The organism is Mycobacteriales bacterium, from assembly GCA_030697205.1.
GTDB lineage: Bacteria > Actinomycetota > Actinomycetes > Mycobacteriales > SCTD01 > JAUYQP01.
The window spans coordinates 22,851-36,420 of the sequence record JAUYQP010000034.1 but is presented as its reverse complement, the minus strand read 5'-3'; the positions used below and the strand labels follow the sequence as shown (position 1 = coordinate 36,420).

General features: G+C 73.4%; 18 protein-coding genes. 10 read left to right on the top strand and 8 right to left on the bottom strand.

Translation table 11 applies throughout. The annotated features are described in order from the left end of the window. Window positions 1-61 precede the first annotated feature (61 nt). Both Q8R60_10880 and Q8R60_10875 read left to right on the top strand, forming a co-directional pair. Entirely contained in the window at window positions 62-466 is a 405-nt protein-coding gene (locus tag Q8R60_10880; protein ID MDP3712971.1) for a helix-turn-helix transcriptional regulator, read from the top strand. A 67-nt stretch (window positions 467-533) separates the two neighbouring features. Next, window positions 534-1,094, top strand: a complete 561-nt coding sequence (locus Q8R60_10875) for a hypothetical protein (GenBank protein MDP3712970.1) — start codon at window positions 534-536, stop codon at window positions 1,092-1,094. A gap of 59 nt (window positions 1,095-1,153) precedes the next feature. On the opposite strand, the gene Q8R60_10870 is transcribed toward Q8R60_10875, so the two are convergent. After that, window positions 1,154-1,429: a DUF2516 family protein gene (locus tag Q8R60_10870; GenBank protein ID MDP3712969.1), complete on the bottom strand. Its 276-nt coding sequence runs from the start codon at window positions 1,427-1,429 to the stop codon at window positions 1,154-1,156. Between the two features lie 50 nt (window positions 1,430-1,479). Then, entirely contained in the window at window positions 1,480-1,728 is a 249-nt protein-coding gene (locus Q8R60_10865; GenBank protein MDP3712968.1) for a hypothetical protein, read from the bottom strand. Between the two features lie 244 nt (window positions 1,729-1,972). On the opposite strand from Q8R60_10865, the gene Q8R60_10860 reads away from it, so the two are divergent. After that, on the top strand, window positions 1,973-2,395 hold the full coding sequence (locus Q8R60_10860) for an SsgA family sporulation/cell division regulator (protein MDP3712967.1): 423 nt from the start codon (window positions 1,973-1,975) through the stop codon (window positions 2,393-2,395). A gap of 99 nt (window positions 2,396-2,494) precedes the next feature. Here the strand turns inward: Q8R60_10860 and Q8R60_10855 are convergent, their stop codons facing one another. From Q8R60_10855 to Q8R60_10840, 4 genes are all read right to left on the bottom strand, one after another. Further along, entirely contained in the window at window positions 2,495-2,926 is a 432-nt protein-coding gene (locus Q8R60_10855) for a hypothetical protein (GenBank protein MDP3712966.1), read from the bottom strand. Beyond that, window positions 2,923-3,714, bottom strand: coding sequence for a class I SAM-dependent methyltransferase (locus Q8R60_10850; GenBank protein ID MDP3712965.1), 792 nt, complete (start codon window positions 3,712-3,714; stop codon window positions 2,923-2,925). The genes Q8R60_10855 and Q8R60_10850 overlap by 4 nt, the downstream gene beginning before the upstream one ends. Window positions 3,715-3,781: 67 nt before the next feature. After that, window positions 3,782-5,359, bottom strand: a complete 1,578-nt coding sequence (locus tag Q8R60_10845; protein MDP3712964.1) for a methyl-accepting chemotaxis protein — start codon at window positions 5,357-5,359, stop codon at window positions 3,782-3,784. Between the two features lie 90 nt (window positions 5,360-5,449). Continuing rightward, window positions 5,450-6,178, bottom strand: coding sequence for an SDR family oxidoreductase (locus Q8R60_10840; protein ID MDP3712963.1), 729 nt, complete (start codon window positions 6,176-6,178; stop codon window positions 5,450-5,452). An 88-nt stretch (window positions 6,179-6,266) separates the two neighbouring features. On the opposite strand from Q8R60_10840, the gene mshA reads away from it, so the two are divergent. The 5 genes from mshA to Q8R60_10815 all read left to right on the top strand — a co-directional run bounded on the left by mshA (window position 6,267) and on the right by Q8R60_10815 (window position 10,143). Continuing rightward, complete coding sequence (gene mshA, locus Q8R60_10835) at window positions 6,267-7,538, top strand: D-inositol-3-phosphate glycosyltransferase (protein ID MDP3712962.1); 1,272 nt, start codon at window positions 6,267-6,269, stop codon at window positions 7,536-7,538. A 12-nt stretch (window positions 7,539-7,550) separates the two neighbouring features. Next, window positions 7,551-8,051 carry a YbjN domain-containing protein gene (locus Q8R60_10830; protein ID MDP3712961.1) on the top strand — a complete coding sequence of 167 codons (501 nt, stop codon included), beginning with the start codon at window positions 7,551-7,553 and terminating at the stop codon, window positions 8,049-8,051. Beyond that, window positions 8,048-8,596 carry a YbjN domain-containing protein gene (locus Q8R60_10825; GenBank protein MDP3712960.1) on the top strand — a complete coding sequence of 183 codons (549 nt, stop codon included), beginning with the start codon at window positions 8,048-8,050 and terminating at the stop codon, window positions 8,594-8,596. Before Q8R60_10830 ends, Q8R60_10825 begins: the two co-directional genes overlap by 4 nt. A 177-nt stretch (window positions 8,597-8,773) precedes the next feature. Continuing rightward, the gene (locus Q8R60_10820) at window positions 8,774-9,520 is read left to right on the top strand and encodes a phosphoglyceromutase (protein MDP3712959.1); all 747 of its coding nucleotides are present in this window, start codon (window positions 8,774-8,776) and stop codon (window positions 9,518-9,520) included. Continuing rightward, window positions 9,520-10,143 carry a DUF3105 domain-containing protein gene (locus Q8R60_10815; protein ID MDP3712958.1) on the top strand — a complete coding sequence of 208 codons (624 nt, stop codon included), beginning with the start codon at window positions 9,520-9,522 and terminating at the stop codon, window positions 10,141-10,143. Before Q8R60_10820 ends, Q8R60_10815 begins: the two co-directional genes overlap by 1 nt. 2 nt (window positions 10,144-10,145) lie before the next feature. Here Q8R60_10815 and phoU read toward each other — a convergent pair whose 3' ends face one another. Continuing rightward, window positions 10,146-10,793, bottom strand: coding sequence for a phosphate signaling complex protein PhoU (phoU, locus tag Q8R60_10810; protein MDP3712957.1), 648 nt, complete (start codon window positions 10,791-10,793; stop codon window positions 10,146-10,148). Between the two features lie 134 nt (window positions 10,794-10,927). On the opposite strand from phoU, the gene Q8R60_10805 reads away from it, so the two are divergent. Together Q8R60_10805 and Q8R60_10800 are read left to right on the top strand one after the other, a co-directional pair. Next, window positions 10,928-12,058, top strand: coding sequence for an ATP-binding protein (locus Q8R60_10805; protein ID MDP3712956.1), 1,131 nt, complete (start codon window positions 10,928-10,930; stop codon window positions 12,056-12,058). 37 nt (window positions 12,059-12,095) lie between these two features. Then, window positions 12,096-12,782, top strand: coding sequence for a response regulator transcription factor (locus tag Q8R60_10800; protein ID MDP3712955.1), 687 nt, complete (start codon window positions 12,096-12,098; stop codon window positions 12,780-12,782). Window positions 12,783-12,786: 4 nt separating this feature from the next. On the opposite strand, the gene Q8R60_10795 is transcribed toward Q8R60_10800, so the two are convergent. Beyond that, on the bottom strand, window positions 12,787-13,554 hold the full coding sequence (locus Q8R60_10795) for a hypothetical protein (protein MDP3712954.1): 768 nt from the start codon (window positions 13,552-13,554) through the stop codon (window positions 12,787-12,789). Between the last annotated feature and the right edge of the window lie 16 nt (window positions 13,555-13,570).

Sequence of the window (13,570 nt, the reverse complement as noted above, 5' to 3'; positions counted from 1 at the left end):
CACCGGATCTGCTAGCAAGACTGCTTGCAACTGCTAGCACCCTCGGTTAGCGTCTTCGGTGATGAGCAACGACGACAAGACCGGACCAGCCCCCGTGGTGGCAGTGCGCCAGCTCGGGGAGTACATCCGGGAGCAGCGTCGGAGCTCGCAGATCTCGCTGCGGCAGCTCGCCGCGCTCGCGGGCGTCAGCAACCCCTACCTCAGCCAGATCGAGCGGGGCCTGCGCAAGCCGAGCGCGGAGATCCTCCAGCAGATCGCGAAGGGCTTGCGGATCTCGGCCGAGGCGATGTACGTCCAGGCCGGCATCCTCGAGCAGCGCGAGGGAAGCGCCGTCGCCGACGCCGTCCTCGCCGACGAGGGGCTCACCGAGCGGCAGAAGCAGGTGCTGCTCGAGATCCACGAGTCCTTCCGCAAGGAGAACACCGCGAGCCGGGCCGCCCAGCAGCCGGTCGAGCCCGCTCCCTGATCCACCCCCACCAGCACCCCTCGGGCGTCACCTCGGCGCCCGACAGCACCCGCCCCAGGAGGCCCGCATGTCCGCCACCACCACCCCGACCGTTGACGCCGGCGTCAAGAAGACCGGCTCCACCCTCGTCGGCAAGCTCACCGTCAAGAACCTCCCGACCCTCCCGACCCTCCCGGCCCTGCCGACGATCGACCTCACCGACGTCCGCAAGCCCGGCTTCGCCGCGGTCGGTGTCCTCGACCTCGTCATCGAGCAGGTCAAGGACGTCCCCGCCGACGCCAAGAAGGTCCAGGACAAGGCGCAGGCCGACGCCCTGGCCCGCTTCGCGACCGCTACCGAGCTCGTCAAGACCCTCCCCGCGACCGTCCCGGCCCAGGCCAAGACGCTGCGCACCGAGCTCGAGGGCCGCGTCTCCACCGCCACCGAGAAGGCCACCGCCGTCTACGCCCAGCTGGCCGTCCGCGGCGAGCGCCTCGTCACCTCGATCCGCCGCCAGCCGGCCACTGAGGCCGCCCTCACCGAGGGCAAGGAGGCCGTGAAGAAGGCCGGTGCCGCCGCGACCGCCGCCAAGAAGGCCGTCAAGGCCGGCGAGCAGGCCGTCGAGGACGCTGCCGACAAGATCGGCTAGTCAGACCTCGTTCGACGACCCCCGGTGCCGTGCGCCGGGGGTCGTCGGCTGTCCGGGTGCTAGTTCCAGCGACCGCCGGACTGCACCTCGCGCACCGCGGGCCGCACGTCGACGAAGTAGACGACCAGCGCCACCACGAAGCCCAGCCCGATGATCGGGAAGAACGGTCCGATCAGCACGGCACCGAGGCAGATCAGCGCCCACCAGCGCCGCTCGAGCTTGCCGGCCGCCTGGAACGCTGCGGCCGGCCGGATCAGGGCGTCGACGAGGCCCCAGATCCCGGCGACGGTGGTCGCGATGCTCACCAGCAGGAAGACGCCGCTCTCGATGCCCATGGCGCCATCCTCGCGCACGCCCGGCGCCTCGGTCGACCGGACCCGCAGGGTCAGTCGCGGGCGGAGGGGAGGTGCAGCGCCTCGGGCGCGATGCCCTCCGACGTCTCCTGCCCGACGAGCACGAAGACCAGCGCGTCGACGTCGTTGCTGGCCAGGTGCTCGGTCGTGCCGTCTGCTTCGTAGACGTCGAGCAGGCCGGGCGCGGCGCTCGCGGCCAGCAGCCGTCGTACGCCGCCCTGGACCGTCGTCGACTCGCCGTCCCGGCTCCCGCCGCGCAGGACCACCACCTCGTCGCTCATGCGAGTGGACTTCCCCGTCAGCGGCCGGACCAACCGGAACCGCGCGCGGGGACCAACCGGGCGTGTCCGGCACTGGTCCGATCGGGTCACGACACCGGACCCCAGGAAGACGACCCTGTTAGGGACGACCTGTCCCGGTTCGGGGCTCACACGTCCGGGTGAATGGGCCTCGCGCCCGTCACTGGGCCTGCGGGCCCTCGTTGCTCAGGGTGTCGCCGCACCACCCAGACCGAGGAGAACCCCGATGAGCAACATCGCCAGCGTCCAGACCGAGCTCGAGCTCCGCCTCGTCGTCCCCGGTGGCCCGTCGCTGCCCGTGCTCGCCGGTCTGCGCTACGACGCGAACGACCCGTGGGCCGTCCGCGTCGCCTTCCACACCGGTGGAGAGGGCGACGGCATCGTCGAGTGGATGTTCGCCCGCCAGCTGCTCACCGACGGCGTCGCGACGACGGTCGGCGAGGGCGACGTCCGCGTCTGGCCGTCCGTGCACGGCTCCGAGCGCGTCGTCAACCTCGCGATGGCCTCCCCGTCGGGCTCGGCGCTGTTCGAGATCGACCGCGACTCCCTCGTCGAGTTCCTCCAGCAGACCTACCTCGCGGTCCCCACGGGCTCCGAGGAGGAGGTCGTCGACCTCGACGCCGAGCTCGCCCTCCTGCTCTCGGAGTAAGCACGGGTCGCACCACCCGCAGCGACGACGACGGCCCCCTCCCGATCCGGGAGGGGGCCGTCGTGTGTTCCCAGGTCGGTGCGTGCGCAGGCCGGTGCGCTACATCCCCGCGCGCAGGTCGAGATCGTCGGGCGGGGAGTCGGGGGTCCGCCAGCCGATGTAGGGCTTGCCGAACACGCCGTGCAGGACGTTGGCGCGGTCGACCATGTGCGCGTAGGCCGGCTCGAACGCTGCCAGGTCGGCCGCCTTGATCGCGTCGGTGACCGGCCGGCAGTCGTCGGCGAGGTAGGCCGTCATCTCCGGGTCGTACTTGGGCCGCGAGTCGACGCACAGCGCCAGCTGCTTGACCGCGCTCTTCCAGTAGTAGGCGGCGAGCGGCCAGTTGCCGGCGAGCGCCGCGTAGTAGGTCCGGTGGACCCGCGGGCCGACCTCGGCCATCAGCCGGTCCATGCCCGGCTGCTGGCGGGCGAGCTCGTCGATCGTGAGGTCGCGCTTGCCGTTGTTGACGACGTGAGTGTGGTGACTGCTCATGGCGCGACAGTCTCCCAGGGGACGGTGAGCTCGCCGAAGCGGGCACGCTCCGGCGTCAGCTGCGGGTGGTCGAGGGCGGTGACAGCCTCGACCCAGCGCGCCCGGGGACCGAAGGGCGCGTACGACGCGGCGCGGGCCCACTGCGCGTCGAGGTCCGCGAGCAGCTGGTGCACCGGTCGCCCGGCGACGTTGTGGTGGATGAGCGCCTTGGGGAGCCGCTCGGCGAGGTCGGACGGCTGCTCGAGCGTCGGCAGGTGTGCGGCGAGGGTGAGGGTCTGCGGGGCGCCGTCGTGCAGGGTCACCCACGCGGCCCGGCGGCCCAGCTCGTCACAGGTGCCCTCGACGAGCAGCCCGCCCGGTGCCATCGACGCCAGCACGGTCTGCCAGGCCTCGGCGGCGACGTCCTCGTCGTACTGCCTGAGGACGTTGAGGGCGCGCACGACGTCCGGGCGGGTGCCCGCGAGCTCGAAGCCGCCGTGCACGAAGGCGAGGCCGTCACGGGCGGCGGGCTGGGCGGCGGCGACCCGCTCGCGGTCGATCTCGATGCCGGTGACCGTGGCCGTGGGGGCGGCGCGGCGGACCCGGTCGAAGAGCTCGACGGTGGTGACGGGGGTCGCGCCGTAGCCGAGGTCGACCAGGTGGGCGCCGTCGAGGCGGGCCCGGTGGACGGTGACCAGCCAGCGGTCGACGCGGCGCAGTCGGTTGGGGTGGGTGGTGCCGCGGGTCGCGAGGCCGAGCGCCCGCGCACGGCCCGCGGCGTACCTCTTGGGCTTGGCCTGTCCCTCCACCCCCCCATCCTTGCGTCATAGCCCGTGAGCGTGGGCAGCTCCTGAGCTGGTCTGACGTTGCGGGGGGTCAGGTGGTGCGGAACTGCGCGATGGCGCCGCGCAGCTCGTTGGCCAGGCTCGACAGCTGCGCGGCGGCGGCGGCGGCCTGCTTGGAGCCGACGGCGTACTGGCGGGAGACGTCGCTGACCTGGTTCATCGCGGCGACGACCTGCTCGGAGGCGCTGCGCTGCTGCTGGGTCGCGATGGAGATCTCCTTCGCGGCGGTGGTCGTCTCGTCGACGATGCCGGTGATCCGGCTGAGGGAGGCGACCGCGCCGCGGGCGAGCTCGACGCCGGTGCGGGCCTCGGCCGCGCCCTCCGCCGAGGCGCTGATCGCCGCCGACGTGCCGGCCTGGATGCGGTCGACGATCTGCTGGATCTGGCCGGTCGACTCCTGCGCGCGCTCGGCGAGCTTGCGGACCTCGGCGGCGACGACGGCGAAGCCGCGGCCGTGCTCGCCGGCACGGGCCGCCTCGATCGCGGCGTTGAGGGCGAGCAGGTTGGTCTGGTCGGACAGGTCGTCGATGACGCCGAGGATGCGGCCGATCTCCTGCGACTGCTCGCCGAGCTCGACCGAGCGGGTGGCGATGTCCTCGACACGGCCGGCGATGCGGTCCATCGAGGCGACCGACTGCTCGACGGCTTGCGAGCCCTCTTGGACGAGCTGGAGGGTCCGCTCGGCGGCCGCCGCGACGGCCCCGGCGGTGTCGGCGATGGAGGCCGCGGTGGCGGCCAGCTCGGCGATGGTCGTGGACGTCTCGCTCACCGCTGACGACTGCTGGGTGGCGCCGGCGGCGGTCTCCTCGGCGGTCGCGAGCAGCTCGGCGGCACTGGTCGCGAGCGACTCGCCACCGCCGCGGACCGCGTCGACGAGGCCGCGCAGGTTGCCGACCGTGGAGCCGAGGGAGGCGGTGAGCAGCTGGAGCGGCTCGGCGTAGGAGGCGGTCGCGTCGATGACGACGTGGCGGCCCGGGTCCTGGGTGAGGTCGCCCCGCGCGGTCGCCTCCAGCGCGGTGGACAGCTCCTGCACGCGGGCCTGCAGCGCGTCGCGGTCGGTCTTCGCGGCCGCGCTGACGCGGGCCAGCATCGCCGTGACCTCCCCGACGAACAGCGGCAGCACGGCCAGCACGAGACCGACCAGCACGAGCTGGGGCAGCGTGTCGGTGCTGCCGAAGCGGGTGGCCTGCCAGTCGCCGAGCACGATGCCGGCGATGGCGGCGCCGCCGATCAGGCCGCCGAGCACGCGGGGCAGGGTGACGCCGGCGAAGACCATGATCGGCACGAGCAGGACCCAGAACGGGCCGCTCACGCCCCCGCCGTAACTGACGAAGCCGCTCGCGCACGACAAGTTGAGCACCAGCATCCAGAAGGTGATCGCGGTCGAGTGCTTCGCCACGAAGGCGACCCGCGCGCGCAGCGTCGGGATGCTCAGCAGGCCCAGCGCCGCGACGACGCCCTCACCGGTGTAGAACGCCAGCATGTCCATCGACAGCCGGTAGTCGACGGCGTCCTGCTGCTGCATGACCGCGGCTGCGCCGAACGCGAGCAGCGAGAGCGCCGCGGCGGCACCTGCCGCCCATCCTGCAAGTCGATCTGAGTGATCCACGCCACACCCCTTCCCGCGACCATGATCGGCACGAGGAGGCCCCGGGTGTAGCCCGAGTTGCACCGAGTTGTCCGGGGAGCGAGATAATGATCATCTCCGCACCACCTTCCCCACCCCCGCCTGCTGCTGCGGCGTCACGGTCAGCAGGTCCACGTTGACGTGCGCCGGCCGAGACGCCACCCACGCGATGCAGTCAGCGACGTCCTCGGCGGTCAGCGCCTCCACCCCGGCGTAGACCGCGGCCGCCCGCGCGGCGTCGCCGTCGAAGCGCACGAGCGAGAACTCCTCGGTCGCCACCATCCCCGGCGCGACCTCCGACACCCGGATCCCGGCCTCGACGAGCTCGAGTCGCAGCGTGTCGCGCACCGCCGCGAGCGCGTGCTTGGCCGCGACGTAGGACGCCCCGTCTTCGTAGACCCACCGCCCCGCCGTCGACCCCGTCAGCACGACCTGCCCCCGCGACGCCGTCAGCTGCGGCAGCACCGCCTGGACGGTCCGGACCGTCCCGAGCACGTTCACGTCGTACGTCCTCGCCCAGCGCTCCACGTCCACCGTCGCGATCGACCCGTGCCCGAAGGCCCCGCCCGCGTTGGCCACCAGCAGGTCCAGCGACGGCACCGCGTCGACGAGGGCCTCGACCGAGGCGGGGTCGGTGACGTCGAGAGCCACAGGGCGTACGCCGGAGCAGGAGGCCGCGAGCTGGCCCAGCCGGTCGAGCCGCCGCGCGGCCGCGACGACCTGCCACCCGTCGGCGGCCAGCCGGCGGGCGGTGGCCTCCCCGATGCCGCTGGAGGCCCCTGTCACAAGTGCGGTGCGCATGCGGGAAGTCTGCACGGGAGGCGGACGTTGAGCGTCCTGGGGCAGGATGTGCCCTGACAGCACCCTGACCAGTGAGGTGGACCGGCGCATGACCCCGCCCGTTCTGCGCACCGACCCGCCGCGCCGCGCCGCGGTGCTGTCGGTCCACACCTCCCCGCTCGAGCAGCCCGGCACCGGCGACGCGGGCGGGCTCAACGTCTACGTCGTCGAGACCTCCAAGCGGCTCGCGGCCCGCGGCGTCGAGGTCGAGATCTTCACCCGCGCCACCTCCAGCGACCTGCCGCCCGTGGTCGAGCTGGCCCCCGGCGTCACGGTCCGCCACCTCACTGCGGGGCCGTTCGAGGGCCTGTCCAAGGACGACCTGCCCGCGCAGCTGTGCGCGCTGACCTCGGGCGTGCTGCGGGCCGAGGCCCAGCACGAGCCCGGCTGGTACGACGTCGTCCACTCCCACTACTGGCTGTCCGGCCAGGTCGGCTGGCTCGCCGCCGAGCGGTGGGGCACCCCGCTCGTCCACACCGCCCACACGCTGGCCAAGGTGAAGAACCGGATGCTCGCCGACGGCGACACCCCGGAGCCGCTGCGCCGCGTCGTCGGCGAGCAGCAGGTCGTCGCCGCCGCGGACCGGCTCATCGCCAACACCGCCGACGAGGCCCGTGACCTCGTCGAGCTCTACGACGCCGAGGTCGACCGCGTCGTCACCGTCGCGCCCGGTGTCGACCTCGAGCACTTCCGTCCCGGCGAGGCGACCCTGTCGCGGGCCTCTCTCGGCGTACCCCCTGATGCTGTCCTGCTGCTGTTCGTCGGGCGCATCCAGCCGCTGAAGGCGCCCGACGTGCTGCTCCGGGCCGCGGCGCGGCTGCGCGAGCAGTGCCCCGACCTCCCCGTCCAGGTGGCGGTCGTCGGGGGCCCCAGCGGCAGCGGGCTCGCCGAGCCCCTCGCCCTGCAGCACCTCGCCGCCGAGCTCGGCCTGCCGGTCCGGTTCGAGCAGCCGTCGACCCCCGAGCGCCTCCGGGACTGGTACGTCGCCGCCGACCTCGTCGCGGTCCCCTCCCACAACGAGTCGTTCGGGCTCGTGGCCCTGGAGGCGCAGGCCTGCGGGACACCGGTCGTCGCGACCGACGTCGGCGGACTGCGCACCACCGTCCGCCACGGGGTCTCCGGCCTGCTCGTGCCCGGGCACGGCACCGACGACTGGTCCGACGCGCTGCTGTCGGCCCTGCACCGCCGGCCCGCGCTGTCGCTCGGTGCCCGCGCCCACGCCTCGCGGTTCTCCTGGGACGCCACCGCCGACGGGCTGCTGCAGACCTACGTCGACGCCGCGGTCGACCTCCATGAGGTGCGGCTCGCCGTCTCGCGCTGACAGGATGGCGCCATGAGCCCCGAGGCCGACGCCGCCGCCGTCATCGAGAAGGCCCTCGCCGACTCCGAGCTCGACTGGCACGCGCCCGCGCCCGGCCAGTTCTTCGTCAAGCTGCCCGGCACCCACAAGCTCGCCACCAACGCCTGGCTCGTCGTCGGCCAGCACTCGCTGCTCGTCGAGGCCTTCGTCTGCCGCAAGCCCGACGAGAACCACGAGGAGTTCCAGCGGTTCCTGCTGCGCCGCAACGCACGCATGTACGCCGTGGCCTTTGCGCTGGACAAGGCCGGTGACGTCTACCTCGTCGGTCGGCTGCCGCTCGCGTCGGTGTCGCCGGAGGAGGTCGACCGGCTGCTCGGGTCGGTCCTCACCTACGCCGACGAGGCCTTCGACCCGCTGCTCGAGATCGGCTTCGCCTCGTCGATCCGTCGCGAGTGGGAGTGGCGGCAGAAGCGCGGCGAGTCCACGGCCAACCTGGCCGCCTTCGCCCGCTTCGCCGACCCCGACCGTCCGTGAGCGTCCCCGAGCCCGTCTGGCGCGCGGACGGCGAGCTGCTCGACGTCCTGCACGCCCTCGGCTGCGAGCTCGAGCGCGTCGAAGCCGGCGCCTACCTCGTGACCCTGCACGGTCGCCGGCGGGCGCGCACGCTGGTCTGGCTCATCGCCGGCGAGCAGGCCGTCGCGGTCGAGGCCTTCGTCATGCACGTCGTGCCCGCCGGCTGCCCCGACCTGGCTGCGCTGCACCGCCACCTGCTGGGCCGGTCGCTGCGGATGCGCGACGTGCACTTCGCCCTCGACGACGTCGGCGACGTCTTCCTCACCGGGTCGCTCGCCGCGGTGACGGTCGAGTCCGTCGACCGGGTGCTCGGCGAGGTGCTGCAGGTGCTCGAGGACGAGCAGGAGGCCCTGCTGCGGCTGGCCTACGGGACCAGGCTCACCGCCGCCGGCCCTGGTGGCGATCCCGCTGACGAGGCGCTGCGGGCCAAGGTGCTCGCGGACGGCGCCGGCCGCCGCCCCGCCGGCACCCCCGATTGGTCCCCCCGCCGCGACCCCCGCCGCTGACCGACCCGCCGACCCCCTCTCAAGGGGGATTGGGTGGCTTTCCTCGGCGTGGCGGGTGGGGACGCGCCGACGAAAGCCACCCAATCCGCGGGGGGGCGAGCCCGGGCACCGTAGCCACGCGCGCCGACGGGAAGGTGTCCTGCAGGTCGCGACACCGCGCCTGACAGGATCGTGGGCATGGCAACCCTCGTGCTGCTCCGCCACGGCGAGAGCGAGTGGAACAAGCTCAACCTCTTCACCGGCTGGGTCGACGTCGACCTCACCGAGCTCGGTGTCGAGCAGGCCCGCCTCGGTGGCCTGCAGCTCAAGGAGTCGGGGCTGCTCCCGACCGTCCTGCACACGAGCCTGCTGGCTCGCGCGATCCGCACCAGCAACCTCGCGCTCGAGGCCTGCGAGCGCTCCTGGATCCCGGTGAAGCGGCACTGGCGGCTCAACGAGCGCCACTACGGCGCGCTGCAGGGCAAGGACAAGAAGGCCACGCTCGAGGAGTACGGCAACGAGCGCTTCATGCAGTGGCGCAGGTCCTACGACGTGCCGCCGCCGCCCATCGAGACCGGGTCGGAGTGGGACAACTCCACCGACGAGCGCTACGCCCTGCTGGCCCGCGACCTCGTGCCCCGCACCGAGTGCCTCGCCGACGTCGTCGACCGGCTGCTGCCCTACTGGTACGACGCGATCGTGCCCGACCTGCGAGCCCGCGAGACGGTGCTCGTGGCCGCCCATGGCAACAGCCTGCGGGCGCTGGTGAAGCACCTCGACGGCCTGTCCGAGGCCGAGGTCGTCGACCTCAACATCCCGACCGGTCAGCCGCTGCGCTACGACCTCGACGACGACGACCTCAAGCCCCTGGTCAAGGGCGGCACGTACCTCGACCCGGAGGCGGCCGCGGCTGCGGCGGAGGCCGTGAAGAACCAGGGCCGCTAGTGGCCGGCAAGAACGCCCGCCGCCGTGAGGAGGCGGCGGCCCGCGAGGCTGCGCGGACCGCGGCGGAGCAGGCCGAGCGGGCCCAGCGCCGCAAGGTCGCCGCGCTCACCATCGGGCTGCTGGTCGTCGTGCTCGCCGCCGGTGCGGCCTACCTCGTCGTCACCGAGCGGCGCGCCGACGCCCTGGATGCGCGCCTCGTCGCCGGGTCCTGCGTGCGGGACCAGCAGGCCGACCGGACGAAGGGCTCCGGGCACGTGGCCTCCCCGTCGTACGCCGTCAACCCCCCGGCAGGCGGCGACCACCTCGCCGACGCCGCCCGCGCCGGTGCTTTCACGGCTGCGCGCGCGCCGGTCGACGGACTGCTCGTGCACTCGCTCGAGCACGGCTACGTCGTGCTCTGGTACGGGCCCGGGGCGACCGCGTCCGACGTCGACGCCCTGCTGGCGATCCAGCGCGACAACCCCGAGGACGTCCTGCTCGTCGAGCGGCCGTCGCTGCCGGTGCGGTTCGCCGCGACCGCCTGGGAGCAGCGGCTGCTGTGCCCCGGTCTCGAGCCCGACGCGCTGGAGGCCTTCGTGGAGCGCTTCGTCGGGAAGGGCCCCGAGAAGGTCGACCGCGGCTGAGCTCAGGACGTGACGCGCTCGCCCGTCACGAGGTAGACGACGCGGCGGGCAACCGAGACGGCGTGGTCGGCGAAGCGCTCGTAGTAGCGACCCGCGAGGGTGATGTCGATCGCGGCCTCGATGCCACCGGGCCAGTCGTCGTGCAGGATCGTCTCGAACAGCTTGCGGTGCAGCGAGTCCATGACGTCGTCGTCGGCCTCGAGCTCGGCCGCCATGTCCACGTCGCGGCGGGCGATGACGGTGCCGGCCTTCGCGACGATCTCCTCGGCGGCGTGGCCCATCCGCAGGACGGTCTCGCGCAGCTCCGGCGGCACCGCGCTCGCGGGGTAGCGGCGGCGCGCGATCTTCGCGACGTGCAGCGCGAGGTCGCCCATCCGCTCGAGGTCGGCGACCATCCGCAGGCTGGTCACCAGCATCCGCAGGTCGGACGCGACCGGCTGCTGGCGGGCCATGACGTCGAAGGCCCGCTCCTCGGTCGCGCGGTAGAGCTCGTCGATCTGCTCGTCGGCGGTGATGACCATCTCCGCCAGCTGCAGGTCGGCGTCGAGCAGGGCGGTCGTCGCCTTGCTCATGGCCGACCCGGCCATCCGGGCCATCTCCACCAGTGAGGCGGAGATGGCATCGAGCTCGTCGTGGTAGGCGTCGCGCATGGGATGAGGCTATCCCCGACGGGAGCATCCCTCCGCGCAGGACGTGAAGCCTCGGCGTCCGGCAGGTGAACATCGGGTCGGGCGCACGCTCGTCGTTCACCTCGAGGGTGTACGACGCACCTAGCATCGCCCGTGTGCTGATCACGGGGATCGTGCTGGGCGTGCTGCTCGGAGTCGTCCTCGGGCTGGCGCTCGCCCGGGCCCGGTCCCGCGCGGCGCTGCCGGCCGTGCCCGCCCCACCGGTCCCGTCCGGGCCGTCGTCCAGCGAGGTCATCGATGCGCTGCCGGTCGCGGTCGCGGTGCTCGACAGCGCCGACGAGGTGGTCGTCGCGAACCCCACCGCCATCGAGCTCGGGGTCGTGCGCGACAGCCGGATCCCCGTCGCCGAGCTGCGCCGGATGGTCCGTGAGACGCGTGCCGACGGCGTCGCCCGCGAGGCCGTGGTGGAGCTCGCGGCGCACCGCCTCGGCCGCGTCCCCGAGGCCGTGCGGGTGCGGCTCGCCCCCGTCGGCGCCGACGGCCACGTCGCGCTGCTCGTCGAGGACGTCACCGAGGCCCGCCGCGTCGAGGCCGTCAGGCGCGACTTCGTCGCCAACGTCAGCCACGAGCTGAAGACCCCCGTCGGCGCGATGTCGCTGCTCGCCGAGGCGCTGTCGGACGCCTCCGGCGACCCGGAGGCCGTACGCCGCTTCGCCGGACGCGTGACCGTCGAGGCCGGGCGGCTGGGCCGGCTGGTGCAGGAGCTCATCGACCTGTCGCGGCTGCAGGGCGCCGACCCGCTGCCCGAGGCGACCTCGGTGTCGGTCGACCTCGTCGTCGCCGAGGCCGTCGACCGCTGCCGCACCGCCGCGTCCGCCAAGGGCATCGAGGTCGTGCGCGGCGGCGACCCGGGCCTCGCGGTCCTCGGGTCGGAGTCGCAGCTCGTCACCGCCGTCGGCAACCTTATCGACAACGCCGTTGCCTACTCCCCGGAGCGCACCCGCGTCGCCGTCGGCGTGCGCGGCCGGGCCGGCGAGGTTGAGGTGTCGGTGACCGACCAGGGCATCGGGATCGCGGAGAAGGACCTCGAGCGGGTCTTCGAGCGGTTCTACCGCGCAGACCCGGCCCGCTCCCGGGCCACCGGCGGCACCGGGCTCGGGCTCGCCATCGTCAAGCACGTCGCCACCAACCACGGTGGCGAGGTCAGCGTCTGGAGCGTCGAGGGCTCCGGGTCCACGTTCACGCTGCGGCTGCCTGCCGCGGCCACCAAGGAGGCTCTCGCATGACCGCACTGTCCCGTCGGCCGTCGTCCGGTCGCGCCCGATGACGCGCGTCCTGGTCGTCGAGGACGAGGAGTCGATCAGCGACCCGCTGTCCTACCTGCTCAAGCAGGAGGGCTTCGAGGTCGTCGTCGCCCCGACCGGACCGGAGGCGCTCGCGGAGTTCGACCGCGGCGGCGCCGACATCGTGCTGCTCGACCTCATGCTGCCCGGGCTGTCCGGCACCGAGGTCTGCCGCCAGCTGCGGGCGGTCTCGTCGGTGCCGGTCATCATGCTGACCGCGCGCGACTCCGAGGTCGACAAGGTGGTCGGGCTCGAGCTCGGCGCCGACGACTACGTCACGAAGCCCTTCTCCTCCCGAGAGCTCGTCGCCCGGGTCCGCGCGGTCCTGCGCCGGCGCGGTGCCGGCACCGACACCGCCGACGCCTCGACCGCCCTCGAGGCCGGTCCGGTCCGGATGGACGTCGACCGCCACGTCGTCACGGTCCGCGGGTCGGAGGTCGCGATGCCGCTGAAGGAGTTCGAGCTGCTCGAGCTGCTGCTGCGCAACGCCGGCCGCGTCCTCACCCGCGGCACGCTGATCGACCGGGTCTGGGGCGCCGACTACGTCGGTGACACCAAGACCCTCGACGTCCACGTCAAGCGCCTGCGCGCCAAGGTCGAGGCCGACCCGGGCACGCCCCGCCACCTCGTCACCGTGAGGGGCCTCGGCTACAAGTTCGAGGCGTAGCGCGCTACAGCGCCGACTCCGCAGCCAGCGTCGCGGGGTGGACGGCCACCCCCGCCGAGGCCGAGGCGCACAGCCGCGCGAGCTCGTCGTACGCGGGCTGCCCCAGCAGGGCGACCAGCTCCGGGCCGTAGGTGAGGTAGAGCGCGTCCGCGCCGACGTGGGCCGCGGGCGAGCCGGTGCACCACCAGTGCAGGTCGTGCCCGCCCGGTCCCCACCCGCGCCGGTCGAACTCGCCGATCGTCGACACCAGGACCCGGGTCTCGTCTGGCCGGTCGACCCAGTCCTGGGAGCGCCGCACCGGCAGCTGCCAGCAGACGTCGGGCTTGGTCTCGAGCGGGTGCAGGCCCTCGCGGACCGCGAGCCCGTGCAGGGCGCAGCCCTCGCCGCCGGCGAACCCGGGACGGTTGAGGAAGACGCACGCCCCGTCGACGCGGCGGGTCTTGCGGGCCGGCTCCCCGTCGAGCTCGTCGACCTGGGAGATGCCCTGGGCCCGGCCGACGTCGGCGTACTGCCAGTGCTTCTTCTTCAGCCGAGCTGCGAAGCCCTCGACCCGCTCCTCGTCCTCGGTGTCGGAGTAGAAGGCGCCGTGGCTGCAGCAGCCGTCGGAGGCGCGCCCCTCCTCGACGCCCTGGCACGACGTGCCGTAGACGCAGGTCCACGACGACAGCAGCCAGGTGAGGTCGGCGCGGACCCAGTGCTCGGGGTCGGCCGGGTCGACGAACTCGACCCACGAGCGGGGGAAGTCGAGCGTCACTTCGCGGGTCGTGGGCATCCCCAGCTCGGTCGGC

Excerpts from the sequence above, each read along its gene's own strand:
- Q8R60_10860 (MDP3712967.1), top strand. The coding sequence starts at position 1,973 with ATGAGCAACATCGCCAGCGTCCAGACCGAGCTCGAGCTCCGCCTCGTC.
- mshA (MDP3712962.1), top strand. The coding sequence starts at position 6,267 with ATGACCCCGCCCGTTCTGCGCACCGACCCGCCGCGCCGCGCCGCGGTG.
- Q8R60_10880 (MDP3712971.1), top strand. The coding sequence starts at position 62 with ATGAGCAACGACGACAAGACCGGACCAGCCCCCGTGGTGGCAGTGCGC.
- Q8R60_10865 (MDP3712968.1), bottom strand. The coding sequence starts at position 1,728 with ATGAGCGACGAGGTGGTGGTCCTGCGCGGCGGGAGCCGGGACGGCGAG.
- Q8R60_10830 (MDP3712961.1), top strand. The coding sequence starts at position 7,551 with ATGAGCCCCGAGGCCGACGCCGCCGCCGTCATCGAGAAGGCCCTCGCC.
- Q8R60_10795 (MDP3712954.1), bottom strand. The coding sequence starts at position 13,554 with ATGCCCACGACCCGCGAAGTGACGCTCGACTTCCCCCGCTCGTGGGTC.
- Q8R60_10855 (MDP3712966.1), bottom strand. The coding sequence starts at position 2,926 with ATGAGCAGTCACCACACTCACGTCGTCAACAACGGCAAGCGCGACCTC.
- phoU (MDP3712957.1), bottom strand. The coding sequence starts at position 10,793 with ATGCGCGACGCCTACCACGACGAGCTCGATGCCATCTCCGCCTCACTG.
- Q8R60_10870 (MDP3712969.1), bottom strand. The coding sequence starts at position 1,429 with ATGGGCATCGAGAGCGGCGTCTTCCTGCTGGTGAGCATCGCGACCACC.
- Q8R60_10875 (MDP3712970.1), top strand. The coding sequence starts at position 534 with ATGTCCGCCACCACCACCCCGACCGTTGACGCCGGCGTCAAGAAGACC.
- Q8R60_10800 (MDP3712955.1), top strand. The coding sequence starts at position 12,096 with ATGACGCGCGTCCTGGTCGTCGAGGACGAGGAGTCGATCAGCGACCCG.
- Q8R60_10840 (MDP3712963.1), bottom strand. The coding sequence starts at position 6,178 with ATGCGCACCGCACTTGTGACAGGGGCCTCCAGCGGCATCGGGGAGGCC.
- Q8R60_10820 (MDP3712959.1), top strand. The coding sequence starts at position 8,774 with ATGGCAACCCTCGTGCTGCTCCGCCACGGCGAGAGCGAGTGGAACAAG.